Origin of the sequence: Bartonella tamiae Th239 (assembly GCF_000278275.1) — a bacterium.
GTDB lineage: Bacteria > Pseudomonadota > Alphaproteobacteria > Rhizobiales > Rhizobiaceae > Bartonella > Bartonella tamiae.
Genome location: NZ_JH725147.1, coordinates 1,309,063 through 1,323,708 on the forward strand (window position 1 = coordinate 1,309,063; position 14,646 = coordinate 1,323,708).

Sequence of the window (14,646 nt, forward strand, 5' to 3'; positions counted from 1 at the left end):
CCGAGCTATCCGAGCTATCCGAGCTATCCGAGCTATCCGAGCTATCCGAGCTATCCGAGCTATCCGAGCTATCCGAGCTATCCGAGCTATCCGAGTGCACTATAAAAGTGATACCTCACTTATTACTTTTTAAATTATTTATTTTGACGTAACGCCTAATGTTCATGAGATTCGCCTATTTGGATATTAGCATCTTCTAAAGTCAGTTCATCACGTTCACACGTTTGGTACATCCAATCGACAAATTTAACTTTAATACCATTAAAGGCGTACCAATCCTGATAATAAATAAGATTTGTTGCCATACACCAAGGGACATTTTCGGGTGGAATTCCTGATTTTTTATGAAGAGCTTGTGTTACAAATGCGATGCCTTCTTCACAACTATCAGAATGACAATAATTTTTATCTTTGGCAAAGATATAAAGTTCTCTTTTGCCTAAGTAATTGATGAATGGTGAAAAAGAAAAAATTGCAATTATAATGAGGGCAAGTATGATAAAAAGGCTGGTGATCCAATATTTTTTTTTCATGATTTTTTGGTTCTCTGCATCATAAAATGATGGTTGAAATGATAAAATTTTAGTTTTTTTTAAATATAACACGAAAAGTAACTTTAGGCATTTTGTTTATGCATGAATATTATTCCATTGGTGAGCTTACACGTGAATTTAATCTCACAGCGCGTACACTTCGTTACTATGAAGATCAAGGTCTTTTGGTTCCATTTCGGCGTGGGCGGACGCGTCTTTATACACATATGGATCGACGACGCTTGCAACAAATATTAAGAGCTAAAAGACTTAATTTTTCACTTCATGAAATTGCACAACTCCTGACATTATCAGACAAAGCACTTTATCAAGAGGATAAAGTTAAGACCATTCTCACTGAGATTAAACAAAAGCGTATGGATCTTATGCAAATGCGTCAAGATATTGATGAGTTATCCCATGATCTTGATCGCATCGAGGAAATTTGTTTTGAACGCTTGGCTGAGCTGGGTGTTAATCGATGAATAAATAAGATGCACGATGAAGCATAAGGTAAGGCTTGATCGGCATCATTTATTTCGATTGAGACGTCGGTATCATTTTATCCCAACATATATTCACGGTGTTGATTAAGCGCTTATCTGTTTGTTGAAGTTCTCCTTTAGCTAAAGGAAACAGCAGTTTATGCATTGTTAAACGATCAACAACACATGAGCAATATGATGCGCATAATTTTTTATCTGCTTGATGAGCACATTCTTGAACACATTGTTGATAAGTGATTTTACCAATAACATGCTGCGACGGAGGAAAAATGAGTGAAATCAAGAAAAGTATACCCATTAAAAAAGGCTGATGAACCAGATAGATAAAAAGTGTATGTTGCCCCAATTTTTCTAAAATATAACTTAACCAATTGGGTTTTATACCGCTTTGAAAGAAAGATAATATTTTGAATCGCGCACAAAGTTGAGCGATTGTAAGACCTGCAAGTCCTGCACAAAACCATGGAAAAAAAGGAACATAATCAAAGGAAGGGCGAGGATTTGTTGAAAGCCCCAACCAATAAAGACCAAACCAATTGAAAATATCAGATTTGGCATAAACAGCTATCAGGCAAACAGCTATTATGACTATTATATTAATAATAATAGGAAATCTCAGAAAAATAACACCAATTATGCTTGTGAGTACGATTTGGTGTAATATACCAAAATAGATAAAACCATTTGGCATGATGATATATGTCACAAAAGAGACTAAGACGGCAGCAAATAAAACGCGTAGCAACCGCTTTATAAATAATTTCCAGCGAATATAATTGCTATGTGCAAGATAAAGGCTAAAGCCTGTAATAAATAGAAACGAAAATGCCACAAGGCGTGCAAGATAATGAAACCCACCTTCGTTTGGTATTGTCTGCGCTATATAGGAAAAATAACTCAAATCCCAACTTAAATGATAAATCATCATTCCGATAAGCGCAATTCCTCGAAAAATATCGAGTTTTTTAAGTCTTTTTGTTATATTTTGTGACTGATCCATCGCGCATCCTTTTTTAGATGTTTACCATAGTTGTCATGATTTGCTATGAAGAGTTCGTGAAGCTTTTTATTTTTCTGTGGGTAGGGTTTATAAGTTGAAAAAAACTGAAACAATATTTGATGTTATTTCACAGCGTAAATCAATACGCGCATTTTTGCTCAAAGACGTTACACAAGAAACAATCAAAAAGATCTTTGAACAAGCATCAAGAGCACCGTCAGGTGCCAATATACAACCTTGGAATGTTATTATTTTACAAGGTCAAGCTTTAAAAGCAATAACAACAAAATTACATACATTGTCACTTACCGGCGTAAAACCAATGCGCGAATATCATTACTATCCTCAAAAATGGCGCGAACCATATATTTCAAGACGGCGAAAAGTGGGTTGGGATCTTTATAATAGTTTAGGAATCCAGAAAACAGATCGAGAAAAAATCAAATATCAGCAAGCTAAAAATTTTTTATTTTTTGGTGCGCCTATTGGGATCATCTTTACTATGGATAGAGATATGGAAATAGGCAGTTGGCTTGATCTTGGTATGTTTATACAGACAGTAGCATTAGCCGCGAAAGGTTTTGGCCTTGATACTTGTATTCAAGCTGCTTTTTCAGAATATCATGAACACATTTCTGTCGATTTAAAAATACCATCTCATCGCCAAATTATATGCGGTATGGCGCTTGGCTATGCAAAACAAAATGCTCCAGAAAATAATTTTTCAACGGAAAGGGTCACTATTGAAGAATTTGTAGAATTTATTGATTTTCTGCCGTGAAGAAACCGCAAACAATAGAAACCACAATTTTGGATCATGACACACTGAAGAAGCATTTATTATGAATATTGAAAGTGAACAGTTCTCTACGTTTAAATAGAATAAGTAGAATTTTTTTAAACGCGGTTATCAATAATAAAGAACAATGAATACAATCGTTAATCAAAGTAAATATAGTGAAAAATTATTTATTTTAAGGAGATTTTAGATCACAAAGAGTAGTTTTTAAACGAATAAAAACCTATATTAAAGCGCAGTTATATTTTTATTTTATACGGATAATTCATGTTTCTTTCAGTATTTGAACTCTTTAAAATTGGCATTGGACCTTCTAGCTCACACACCATGGGACCAATGACAGCTGCCAATATGTTTTTGGATGAAATTAACTCAGATAACTGGCCAAAGCCTGCAAATACGAAAGTGACAAAGATTAAAACTTACTTGCATGGTTCTTTAGCATATACAGGTGTGGGGCATGCAACGGATCGTGCTATCATTTTAGGACTTTTGGGACAAAAACCTGCAACAATAAATCCTGACGACATGGATCAAATGGTTGAACAAGTGAAATTACAAAAATTTGTGCAGCCAAAAGAGAATTTAAAATACTGGTTTGATCCTGAGAAAGATTTAATCTTTGAAAGAAGAAAAAAATTATCTGGTCATGCTAATGGTATGGCGTTTGAAGGATTGGATGATGATGATACTCTTCTATTAAGGCGCGTTTATTATTCGATCGGTGGAGGATTTGTTGTTACTGAAGATGAATTGAGAAGTGTTCATCATTCTCAAAAAAAAGAACCAATCGAAGTTCCATATCCTTTTAAAAGTGCAAAAGAAATGCTTGTAATGGCAAATAAGTCAGGCCAAACTATCGCGCAAATGAAACGGGCGAATGAAGAAATATATGTGTCACGACGTACGCTTGATGATGGTCTTGATGCTATCATCAACACAATGACACAATGTGTTGAGCGTGGTTTATCTTGTGACGGTGAATTGCCAGGAGGTCTCCATGTTAAACGTAGAGCAAAACGCCTTCATGATAAATTAGAAGAGGATTGGAAATCCAATCGAAACAATCCGCTTTTAGCCAATGATTGGCTTTCTGTTTTTGCAATGGCTGTTAATGAAGAAAATGCCGCTGGCGGAAGGGTCGTAACCGCGCCAACAAATGGTGCCGCAGGTGTCATACCTGCCGTTTTGCGCTATTATTTACGATTTAACGTTGGAGCAGACCAAACAGGACTTTATAATTTTTTATTAACGGCAGCTGCAATTGGGGGTGTTATTAAACATAATGCCTCAATTTCTGGTGCAGAAGTCGGTTGTCAAGGGGAGGTTGGATCCGCCTCATCTATGGCAGCTGCTGGATTAACAGCAGCTTTAGGTGGGACTTCAGAACAAATTGAAAATGCTGCTGAAATAGCATTAGAACATCATTTGGGTATGACCTGCGATCCTGTTGCGGGTCTTGTTCAAGTGCCTTGTATTGAACGAAATGCACTTGGTGCAGTGAAAGCCGTTACTGCTTCCTCTCTGGCTCTTCATGGGGATGGAACACATTTTGTTTCACTTGATGCGTGTATAGAAACAATGCGACAAACGGGACTGGATATGAGTGATAGATATAAAGAAACGAGTAAAGGTGGTTTAGCTGTTAATGTGACAGACTGCTAAAGATTATTATGGCATTAAATATTATAAAATTGTGTGTTGGCTGTTCCACTCTTGAAGAGTTGGAAAGCTTCATTGCTTTTCAACTGTCCCAGCAAAAAGATTCTTTAAAAGCTGAGCGCATTCATACAACAAGAATGGTTCCAAAGCGTATTGAAGAAATTCTTGATGGTGGATCGCTTTATTGGGTTATAAAAGGAAATATTCAATGCCGCCAAACATTTTTAGATATTCGTCCATTTACGGACCGGGACGGGATCCAAAGATGTGAGTTTGTTTTAGATCCAAAAGTAATACCAACTCATTGGCAATCTCGTCGAGCCTTTCAAGGATGGCGTTATTTAACTGTAAACGATGCACCAAAAGATGACGTTATGGGAGCAAACAAAAAATTGCCGCCACATCTTAGACGAGAACTTGCAGAATTAGGTTTGTTATAATAGATTTTTTATAGCTTAAAACTTTGTTGAACCAAAACGCAATTTAACAATTGAACTGCCTTGTCTAGTTGCCACTCTCAAATGGATGCGTACTGGATCCATTGCGATACGTTTGTTCCGTTGTGTTTGACATATAAACATTCCGACGAGGGCGCGGGTATTTAAGCCATTTGGTACATTTTTTAAATCGGCTAGTTTTGTTGCTGCATCTTGTAATGAACGTAGACTTAAAAGCGATTGTCTTTGTTCTAAGGATTTGTTTTTCAAATCAACATCTAACGCATACATTATAACAATTCCTCTTTTACGCAAAACTTATTTACAATTATTGTGATATCGCATAACAGTTAAATTTTGCTTTCTTTAACGCAGCACATGCATCATTGGCTGATTTTTTTGATTGAAACCCCGCAAAACGAGCGCGATAATAACGTTGCCCATCTTTATCGAAAATTTGCGTTTGGGGTTGAGCGCTTGAAAACGCTGTTTGCATCGTTGCTGTAGCATTGACGAGCATTGCATCTGCTTGTTCTTGATTAGGTAAAGATCCGATTTGTACAGCCCAACCTGAAAGGATAGCTGCTGCTTTTGCGGGAGTGGATGCTGTCACAATTGGATCTATATTTTCTTTCTTATTGGGTTGTTCTTGCACTGGTGTGGAAAGGACCTCGTTTTCAGGTTTTTGAATGATCGCTTGGTTGACGGCGTTAATTGCAGAACTCTCTTGGCGTTGTTGCCCTGCTAAAGCAGTTAAAATGACAGCATCATCATTATTTTGATTGTTGATGTTAGCTTTGGCAACAGGTATTGGTGCTTTGTGTCCTTCTGGTAAATTATAAAGTGTAGCAGCCAAAAGTGGGGCACGTGTTTTTGAACGGCTTGCCTTAGGCATATAAGTGCGTAATAATTCAGCCATATGTGCATCACGTAATGCAGAAGACCGCCCTCCCATTACGACCGCTACGATTGAACGCCCATTAAGCTGCATAGATGTTGCAAGGTTCGAACCTGACATACGCGTATAACCAGTTTTAATACCATCAACACCCTTCATGTTTTTAACCAGTCGATTGTGCCCATTTATAGTTTGCCCACGGAACTGAAAACTCGTTGTTTTGAATAATGTATAATGGTTTGGAAAATGTTCACGAAGTGCCATAGATAAAATGGCCATATCACGTGCGGTTGAATAATTCTGAACATCAGGCAAACCTGAGGCATTGGCAAAATTGGTATTCATCATTCCAAGGCGACGCGCTTTTGTTGTCATAATTTGCGCAAAACGCTGCTCTGAACCGCCAAGATATTCGCCAATAGCGGCAGCAACATCATTAGCCGATTTTGTTATAAGCGCTTTTGCAGCAGATTCTGCCGGTATTGTTTGACCTGGTTTAAATCCAATTTTTGTAGGTTGCCTGGCTGCTGCATAGGCAGAAACGGGTATGGGAGTGTTTGGATTAACGCGACCAGATTGCATTGCTTCAAACAACATATAAAGGGTCATCATTTTTGTCAGTGATGCTGGATAACGACGGGCGTTGGCATTGGCTTGGAAAAGAGTTTTACCTGTATTCGCATCAACAACAATTGCAGCATATTTATCAGCAAAAGTTCCATTAGGCGCTGCTTTTGCATAAGGAGCAAAAAAACTAAAAATTAAAATACTCATACATGTTAAAGTAAAAAATGATCGTGTATAATAAAATTTTGTACGCACTTTGAAACCCTTATATGCCAAGCAAAATAATACCGCCCAAGCCCTTTTGGATGCGGAATTTTGGTGAACTTAAAGAAATAGCGTTACCAATCCGTTTAAATTCAAATTTTTTTTCAAAAAAAATGATACGTATTTTATAAATTTATTGACCGCATTAATAATCATTTGAAAGCAAAAAAAAGGGTCTTAAAATTTTCATAAAAGGCATTACATTATAGCAAAGAGGAAATCGTAAAGTCATGAATGAAATGGCAAAATATAAAATAACTATGAATAAACAAAACGATCGATCGAATAAAGATGACGATCACAATGAATCTGGTGTTGCGACACGTTTGCGTCCAAAATTAAAAAAACCAGATCCATATCGTGTTCTTCTTTTAAATGATGATTATACGCCTATGGAATTTGTGATTTTTGTATTGGAGAAATTTTTTAAGAAAAATCGTGAAGACGCAACTCGCATCATGCTTAATGTTCATCAAAGCGGAGTCGGGGAATGCGGCATCTATTCTTATGAAGTTGCAGAAACAAAAGTGACGCAAGTTCTGGACTGCGCGCGACAAAACCAACATCCGCTTCAATGTGTGATGGAGAGAAAGTAGAATTAAATGCCATCATTTACACCAAGTCTTGAAATGAGCCTGCATAAAGCGTTAACAATTGCGAGTGAAGCTCATCATGAATATGCTACCTTGGAACATTTATTGCTGGCTTTGATAGATGATCCTGATGCTCATGCTGTTATGGTTGCATGTCACGTTGACATTAAAAAATTGCGTAGTCGACTAAATCAATATGTTCAATCTGAGCTTGATCAGCAAATTGGTGATGATGAAGATACAAAACCAACCACATCTTTTCAACGTGTGATTCAACGTGCAGTTATTCATGTCCAATCTGCTGGACGTGATGAAGTCTCTGGAGCAAATGTTTTAGTGGCAATCTTTGCTGAACGTGAAAGTTTCGCGGCTTATTTTCTTCAAGAACTCGGTATGACTCGCTATGATGCTGTGAGTTTCATCTCTCATGGTATGTCTTCAGACGTTTCGCAAGCCTCTCCTCTTGAGGATTTTGATGATAATTCAGATGACGGTCTTGTTTCATCGAGTAAAAATTTAAAAGCATTAGACACTTATTGTGTTAATTTGAATAAACGCGCGAGTGAGGGTAAAATTGATTTGTTGATTGGGCGTGACAAAGAAGTGTCGCGCACGATTCAAATATTATGCCGTAGAGCAAAAAATAATCCTTTACTTGTTGGTGATCCAGGTGTTGGTAAAACAGCTATTGCTGAAGGATTGGCAAAGCGCATCGTTGAACAAGATGTTCCTGAAGTTTTAAAAGGTGCCACAATATTTTCGTTGGATATGGGGGTTTTAATTGCAGGAACACGTTATCGTGGTGATTTTGAAGAACGCTTAAAAAAGGTTGTTGAAGAGCTGGAATCTTATTCTGGTGCAATTTTATTTATTGACGAAATACATACATTGATAGGTGCAGGAGCAACTTCAGGTGGCAGCATGGATGCGGCCAATCTTTTAAAGCCTGCATTATCTTCTGGCGCTATTCGTTGCATTGGCTCAACAACATATAAGGAATACCGTCAAATTTTTGAAAAAGATCGTGCTTTGGCACGACGCTTTCAAAAAATTGATGTCAATGAACCTTCATTGACAGATGCAATTGAGATTTTAAAAGGTTTGAAACCTTATTTTGAAGATTTTCATAAAATTAAATACACAGATGAGGCGATGAAAGTCGCAGCTGAATTATCATCAAGATACATGGCGGATCGCCGTTTGCCTGATAAGGCAATTGATGTTGTTGATGAAACGGGCGCCGCACAAATGTTGTTGCCAAAAGAAAAAAGAAAGAAAACAATTGGTGCGCGCGAAATTGAAGCAACGATTGCTATGATTGCTCGTATCCCTCCCAAAGTGGTTTCACGTGATGATCGTAAAACATTGGCTAATCTTGAAAAAGAATTACAGCGTGTAGTTTATGGACAAAATAAAGCCATTGAGGCATTAACCTCGTCGATTAAACTTGCGCGTGCTGGCTTAAGAGAACCAGATAAACCGATTGGAAGTTATCTATTTTCTGGACCGACAGGTGTTGGAAAAACTGAGGTTGCTAAGCAACTGGCATCATCACTTGGTGTTGAACTTTTGCGTTTTGATATGTCTGAATATATGGAAAGACATACGATATCGCGTTTAATCGGTGCGCCCCCTGGCTATGTTGGATTTGATCAAGGTGGATTGTTAACAGATGCTGTTGATCAAAATCCTCATGCTGTTGTTTTGCTTGATGAAATAGAAAAAGCACATCCTGATTTGTACAATATTCTTTTACAAGTTATGGATCATGGTAAATTGACAGACCATAATGGTAAGCAGATAGATTTTCGTAATGTCGTATTAATTATGACGACAAATGCGGGTGCTGCTGATATGGCTAAGGCAGCTATTGGATTTGGTAAGACAGAGCGTGAAGGTGATGATATTGATGCGATCAATCGTTTGTTCACACCAGAATTTCGAAATCGCCTTGATGCTATCATACCTTTTGGGGCTTTGCCTGAAACTGTAATTTATCAAGTTGTGCAAAAATTTATTTTGCAACTTGAAGCTCAATTGGCTGATCGTGAAATTACATTTGAGCTTTCTGATCCAGCAATTAAATTGCTTGCTGAAATGGGTTATGATGCGCGCTTGGGGGCTCGACCTCTTGGGCGTGTTATTCAAGAATATATTAAAAAACCGCTTGCAGAAGAAATATTATTTGGCAAATTGCGCAATGGTGGGACTGTTCGCGTCCTTCTTAATGCTAAAGATCATCTAAAACTTGCATTGGAAATTTTACCTGCAAATAGAGGTTCCAAATTAAGACACTCTAGAGAAAGTACAAAAAAAAAGACTAAAGGAAAAACATTGTCGGAGAGGTAAATAAGAATTAAAAAGATACTGATCCCAAAATTATAACTCTATTTATACAGCTATGGTGATCTATTTTAATAAAAGCATTAAGCCTATTTATGAATTTTTATAAATAGGCTTAAATATTAATAGGCGTTACAGATATTTGATTCTGAGATTTGACCATAATTTTAAAAACTATGATCGTAAAAATAACAATATTATAATGCCTCACGTATTTTTTGTGCAGCTTTTTCTAAATTTTCTGAAGTTTCCATTGTGTCATTATGGGCAAGCAATTTATCGCCTTCAAAGCGTGGCATAACATGAAAGTGCAGATGAAAGACTGTTTGACCTCCTGATTTTTCATTAAATTGTAAAATGGTGATTCCTTCAGCGTTAAAGGCTTTTTTGATGGCTTTTGCAATTTTTTGAACAATCTTAATTGTTGCTTCCAATATTTGTGGATCCGCATCAAGTATATTGCGTGAAGCCTTTTTAGGTACAACCAAAGTGTGACCTGTTGTCTGAGGCATAACATCCATAAAAGCGACAACATCATCATCTTCATAAACACGTATTGAAGGAATTTCATTACGCAGTAATTTGGCAAAAATATTATCTTGATCATAAGTTTGAGACATTGTTTTAGCCTGCTGTTGTTTATTAAAATCTTTTTTTACCATATTAACATAGTTAATCAAAAGGTGCTTTATAAACAAAAAAATATTTATTGTGACACGCAGGGTTGAAATCATAAAAAATCATCTGATCTGCAAATTCGTGTATGTCATCCCTTTGATCTTTAGCTGTTATTGGTGTAGCAAGAATTGAAAAATTAAGGTTTTATTTAGTAAACCGAACGAAGGATTGTTAATTTACGTTCTTTTATAAACAACAAATTCGATATTATGAGCAAGTATTGAAAAATGTTCCTCAATATCTTTTCTCATTGTTCTTATAGCATAAATTCCATGAGCAAGTGTTGAGTGCGGTACATGTATTTGTTGTAAAAGATGCATATCTTTTGACATGATCGCAGTGTTGTTTTTATAGAGTGCTAAAAGATTGTCATGGTTAAAATAATTGCAGAATCAAGTTCTTCATTGCCTTGAAGCCTAACCACAATAGGAACCTTTCCTGTTATAGTATCCAACAGTTGGTGCAAGGAGATTATCTGTTACTGGCCGTCTCCAAAACGTAGGGTCTGAATAGAATAAAAGAGCAAAACAATGATCCGATTTTGCTTCCATTAATCCACTCAAAGGAATTATTATAAAAAACAATGGGTATGTCATCGTGAGAGATTTGGACATCACATAAATGGGAAATCCATAAATCGCTGCAAGCTCAAATGCTTGCAACGTATTTCATAAATAGTTTTATTGTTATCATGTAGTCCACGATGCGATATGGGTTGATTAATCAACCAATCCATTCGCATGATTTAAACTTCTAAGATTGCTTCAATTTCAACAGGCACATCCATAGGAAGAGAGCAAACACCAACTGCAGAGCGTGCATGTTTTCCTGCATCACCTAAAATATTGACGAATAAATCCGATGCTCCATTCGCAACTTGTGGAATATCCGTAAAATTAGGATCCGTTGCAACAAATACGGTAATTTTTGTGACGCGTTTGATTTTATCAAGGCTACCCAAAGCGGATTTGGCTTGTGCGAGTATATTGATGGCGCATGCTTCTGCCGATTTTTTTGCTTTTTCAGCACTGACGGTTGACCCAACTTTACCAACAGCGACAGGTTTTCCTTTAGATAAAGGAATTTGTCCAGAAATAAAAAGCTGATTATTGCTGCGTATTACAGTTACATAATTAGCTACAGGCTGTGCAGCTTCAGGAATCGTAATTTGAAATTTTTCTAAACGGCTTTCAATTGTCTCAGACATTTTATCTCTCTTTTCGTTAAAAATACGTAATGATTAAGCGTGTTTATTGCGTCTTTTGTTACGAAAAAAAAGGACAAAAAGAAACATTCAAAAGAAAAATACTGGCATTATCCGCTTATATTGTGATAGTGCATGCAGAATTAAAAAAGGACAGTAAATATGAGCAGATTGATTTTAGCCCTGACATTTTGTGCTTTATCTCTCTGTTCTGTGCAGTCTAAAGACACGATCAAAATGGCGTCACATTTGGCAATTTATGATCTTCAATTGGATAGTGCCACAGAGCAATCAGGCATATCTGGTCTTACGGGGCGTATGGCTTATGCATTTCAAGATTCCGTTTGTGAAGGATATAAGACTCATTTTCGTTTTGTCACACGTATTGCTACGGATGATCTTCCTGATCGTTTAACAGATCAGGAAGTTGAAAATTATGAAGCCTTTAACGGTCAAGAGTTTCGTTTCCAAAGTAGGACCAAAATCGATCAAGAAATAACGAATGAAACAAATGGTGTTGCGACAATTAAACATGGTAAAATGATGGTAAAACTTACCAAGCCAGAGGAATCGGAACATTATTTGCAATCAGCAGATTTCCCAACAGTACAAACAAAAGAAGTTATTCGACGCGCAAAGGCAGGTGAGCATTTTTATCAAACCACTTTGTTTGATGGATCAGAAGAAGCTGACTCTTTAACTCAAGCAACTGTTTTTATAGGGCAAAAAAAAGAACCTGTGTCTGATCATGAAAGTGATGTTTTAGGGGAACTAGGTCAAGAAGAGTATTGGCCTGTAACAATTTCTTATTTTGATGATAAAGAACATCAAGATGGTTTACCCATTTATAGCACAAGTTTTAAACTTTATGAGAATGGTGTGACGCGTGATCTTGTGATGGATTATGGCACTTTTGTCGTAAGGGGAAAGTTGACGCGTTTTGAAATGATACGTGATAAAATACACCCCCCTCAAGATTTGCCAAAAAATAATTGTGTTAACGACTAATGTTTGAAGATCATATAGATTTAACCGTCCATTCTTACTGATATATGCTCATTTGAAATAAAAAAAAGTTTGTGAACAAAATGCTTGAGTTTGCGTCTATAATCTTTTAAACAGTAATTTATTCCACACACGGAAATTGGGTGGTTGCGGGAGAAATCCGTAACGATCCGCCGGTGGCAGTTACATCTGCCTCTTTTTCGTGGAGGTTCAACCGGAAAGGACAAAACAATGGCATTGCCAGATTTTTCTATGCGCCAACTTTTAGAAGCTGGTGTTCATTTTGGTCACCAAACACATCGTTGGAACCCAAAAATGGCGCCCTATATTTATGGGCAACGTAACAATATTCATATTATTGATCTTGCACAAACTGTACCACTTTTACACCAAGCGTTAAAAGTTGTGTCTGATACAGTTGCACGTGGCGGTCGCGTTTTATTTGTAGGTACCAAGCGTCAAGCTTCTGAAATTGTTGCAGATTCAGCCAATCGTTCAGCGCAATATTATGTCAATGCGCGTTGGTTGGGTGGTATGTTAACAAACTGGAAAACCATTTCTAACTCTATTCAACGTTTACGTAAAGTTGATGAAATTTTATCGGATGAAGCCGCCGGCTTCACCAAGAAGGAGCGGTTAAATCTTGATCGTGAGCGTGAAAAACTTGATCGTGCTCTTGGTGGTATTAAAGATATGGGATCTATTCCAGATTTAATTTTTGTGATTGATACCAATAAAGAAGCTATTGCTATCCAAGAAGCAAAGCGTCTTGGCATTCCAGTGGTTGCTGTCATTGATACCAATTGTGACCCTGATAATATTGATTATCCAATTCCAGGTAATGATGATGCATCACGTGCCATTTCTCTTTATTGTGATTTAATTGCACGTGCAGCTCTTGATGGTATTGCGCGTCAGCAAGGATCAATGGGTGTGGATTTGGGTGCGCAAGCTGAAGCTCCCGTAGAACCTGTTCTTGAAATGACTGCGGAATCCCATCCTGAAGCTGTAGCTTCAGTGCAAGAATAGAATGAAAAATGCAAAAATTAAGTTGATGCTGTTTTGAATGTGAAAGCGTCAACGAAAACGTGTAAAAGATGATTGGCGTGCCTAGGAATTTCCAGCACGCTTTCATCATTATTGAAATAAAGAGGCAAATTATGAGCATTACAGCAGCACAGGTTAAAGAATTACGTGAATTATCAGGCGCTGGCATGATGGATTGCAAGGCGGCATTGGCTGAGACAGATGGTGATATGGAGGCTGCTGTCGACTGGTTACGTAAAAAAGGTATGGCTAAGGCTGATAAAAAAGCAGGTCGTACCGCAGCTGAAGGTTTGATTGGTGTTGCTTCAAACGGAAATAAAGCCGTTTTGGTTGAGATAAATTCTGAAACAGATTTTGTCGCGCGTAATGATGCCTTTCAAGAAATTGTTAAAAATGTTGCTACTGCTGCTTTAAATACAGATGGATCTTTAGAAGCTGTAGCGGCTTCGCCATACCCAGGCAGTGCTAAAAATGTTGAAGAAACCATCAAAGATGCAATTGGCACAATTGGTGAAAATATGACTTTCCGTCGCTCTGCACAATTGTCGGTCGATAAAGGTGTTGTTGCAACTTATATTCACAATGGCGTAGCAGACGGTTTGGGTAAACTTGGTGTTATTGTAGGTATTGAAACCGACGGTGATAAAGATGCAGCTTCTGCTTTTGCGCGCCAAGTTGCTATGCATGTTGCAGCAACAAATCCATTAGCATTAACAGCTGAAGAGGTTGATTCTGATGCTGTTGAGCGTGAGAAAGCTATTTTTTCTGATCAAGCGCGCCAATCTGGAAAGCCTGAAAATATTATTGAAAAAATGGTTGAAGGTCGCATGCGCAAATTTTATGAAGAAGTTGTTTTGCTTTCCCAAGCATTTGTGATGAATCCTGACTTTACTGTTGAATCCGCATTAAAAGATGCTGAAAAATCTATAGGCGCGCCAGCGAAACTTATTGGCTTTGTTCGCTTTGCATTGGGCGAGGGGGTCGAAAAGGAAGAAACAGATTTTGCAGCTGAAGTTGCAGCGGCCGTAAAAGGCTAAAAATTATAAATTTATTCATTCATTATAGACCAGTTTTATCTTGCATATGTGGATGATTGAAAAAAAATCTTCT

At 37.4% G+C, this 14,646-nt stretch carries 15 protein-coding genes; 9 read left to right on the forward strand and 6 right to left on the reverse strand.

Going from position 1 to position 14,646, the window contains the following annotated elements; translation table 11 throughout:
- Positions 1-155: 155 nt before the first annotated feature.
- Complete coding sequence (locus ME5_RS05890; RefSeq protein WP_245256499.1) at positions 156-605, reverse strand: hypothetical protein; 450 nt, start codon at positions 603-605, stop codon at positions 156-158.
- Between the two features lie 26 nt (positions 606-631).
- Between ME5_RS05890 and ME5_RS05895 the strand changes: the two genes are divergently transcribed.
- Positions 632-1,018, forward strand: coding sequence for a MerR family transcriptional regulator (locus ME5_RS05895; RefSeq protein WP_008039306.1), 387 nt, complete (start codon positions 632-634; stop codon positions 1,016-1,018).
- 49 nt (positions 1,019-1,067) lie between these two features.
- Here ME5_RS05895 and ME5_RS05900 read toward each other — a convergent pair whose 3' ends face one another.
- Positions 1,068-2,039, reverse strand: coding sequence for an acetyltransferase domain-containing protein (locus ME5_RS05900; protein WP_008039307.1), 972 nt, complete (start codon positions 2,037-2,039; stop codon positions 1,068-1,070).
- Between the two features lie 94 nt (positions 2,040-2,133).
- Here ME5_RS05900 and ME5_RS05905 point away from each other — a divergent pair, with 94 nt between their 5' ends.
- From ME5_RS05905 to ME5_RS05915, 3 genes are all read left to right on the forward strand, one after another.
- Positions 2,134-2,820: a nitroreductase gene (locus ME5_RS05905; protein WP_008039309.1), complete on the forward strand. Its 687-nt coding sequence runs from the start codon at positions 2,134-2,136 to the stop codon at positions 2,818-2,820.
- Positions 2,821-3,105: 285 nt separating this feature from the next.
- Positions 3,106-4,503 (forward strand): L-serine ammonia-lyase, encoded by a 1,398-nt coding sequence (locus ME5_RS05910; protein ID WP_008039311.1) that lies wholly within the window; start codon positions 3,106-3,108, stop codon positions 4,501-4,503.
- A gap of 8 nt (positions 4,504-4,511) precedes the next feature.
- A complete protein-coding gene (locus tag ME5_RS05915; RefSeq protein ID WP_008039312.1) occupies positions 4,512-4,940 on the forward strand; it encodes a DUF1489 family protein in 429 nt (142 codons plus the stop codon).
- A 15-nt stretch (positions 4,941-4,955) separates the two neighbouring features.
- Here ME5_RS05915 and ME5_RS05920 read toward each other — a convergent pair whose 3' ends face one another.
- A complete protein-coding gene (locus tag ME5_RS05920; RefSeq protein ID WP_008039315.1) occupies positions 4,956-5,228 on the reverse strand; it encodes a hypothetical protein in 273 nt (90 codons plus the stop codon).
- Positions 5,229-5,265: 37 nt separating this feature from the next.
- Complete coding sequence (locus ME5_RS05925; protein ID WP_051016516.1) at positions 5,266-6,609, reverse strand: SPOR domain-containing protein; 1,344 nt, start codon at positions 6,607-6,609, stop codon at positions 5,266-5,268.
- Positions 6,610-6,926: 317 nt separating this feature from the next.
- Here ME5_RS05925 and clpS point away from each other — a divergent pair, with 317 nt between their 5' ends.
- Both clpS and clpA read left to right on the forward strand, forming a co-directional pair.
- Complete coding sequence (clpS, locus tag ME5_RS05930; protein WP_035000379.1) at positions 6,927-7,262, forward strand: ATP-dependent Clp protease adapter ClpS; 336 nt, start codon at positions 6,927-6,929, stop codon at positions 7,260-7,262.
- Between the two features lie 6 nt (positions 7,263-7,268).
- On the forward strand, positions 7,269-9,608 hold the full coding sequence (gene clpA / locus ME5_RS05935) for an ATP-dependent Clp protease ATP-binding subunit ClpA (protein WP_008039323.1): 2,340 nt from the start codon (positions 7,269-7,271) through the stop codon (positions 9,606-9,608).
- A 191-nt stretch (positions 9,609-9,799) separates the two neighbouring features.
- Here clpA and ME5_RS05940 read toward each other — a convergent pair whose 3' ends face one another.
- Together ME5_RS05940 and ME5_RS05945 are read right to left on the reverse strand one after the other, a co-directional pair.
- Positions 9,800-10,222 (reverse strand): HIT family protein, encoded by a 423-nt coding sequence (locus ME5_RS05940; RefSeq protein ID WP_008039330.1) that lies wholly within the window; start codon positions 10,220-10,222, stop codon positions 9,800-9,802.
- Between the two features lie 803 nt (positions 10,223-11,025).
- Positions 11,026-11,487, reverse strand: a complete 462-nt coding sequence (locus tag ME5_RS05945; protein ID WP_008039332.1) for a RidA family protein — start codon at positions 11,485-11,487, stop codon at positions 11,026-11,028.
- A gap of 159 nt (positions 11,488-11,646) precedes the next feature.
- Here ME5_RS05945 and ME5_RS05950 point away from each other — a divergent pair, with 159 nt between their 5' ends.
- The 3 genes from ME5_RS05950 (at position 11,647) to tsf (ending at position 14,573) form a co-directional block, all read left to right on the forward strand.
- Complete coding sequence (locus ME5_RS05950) at positions 11,647-12,492, forward strand: EipB family protein (protein ID WP_008039337.1); 846 nt, start codon at positions 11,647-11,649, stop codon at positions 12,490-12,492.
- Positions 12,493-12,720: 228 nt separating this feature from the next.
- Complete coding sequence (rpsB, locus tag ME5_RS05955; protein WP_008039338.1) at positions 12,721-13,518, forward strand: 30S ribosomal protein S2; 798 nt, start codon at positions 12,721-12,723, stop codon at positions 13,516-13,518.
- A gap of 131 nt (positions 13,519-13,649) precedes the next feature.
- On the forward strand, positions 13,650-14,573 hold the full coding sequence (tsf, locus tag ME5_RS05960; RefSeq protein ID WP_008039340.1) for a translation elongation factor Ts: 924 nt from the start codon (positions 13,650-13,652) through the stop codon (positions 14,571-14,573).
- Positions 14,574-14,646 lie beyond the last annotated feature (73 nt).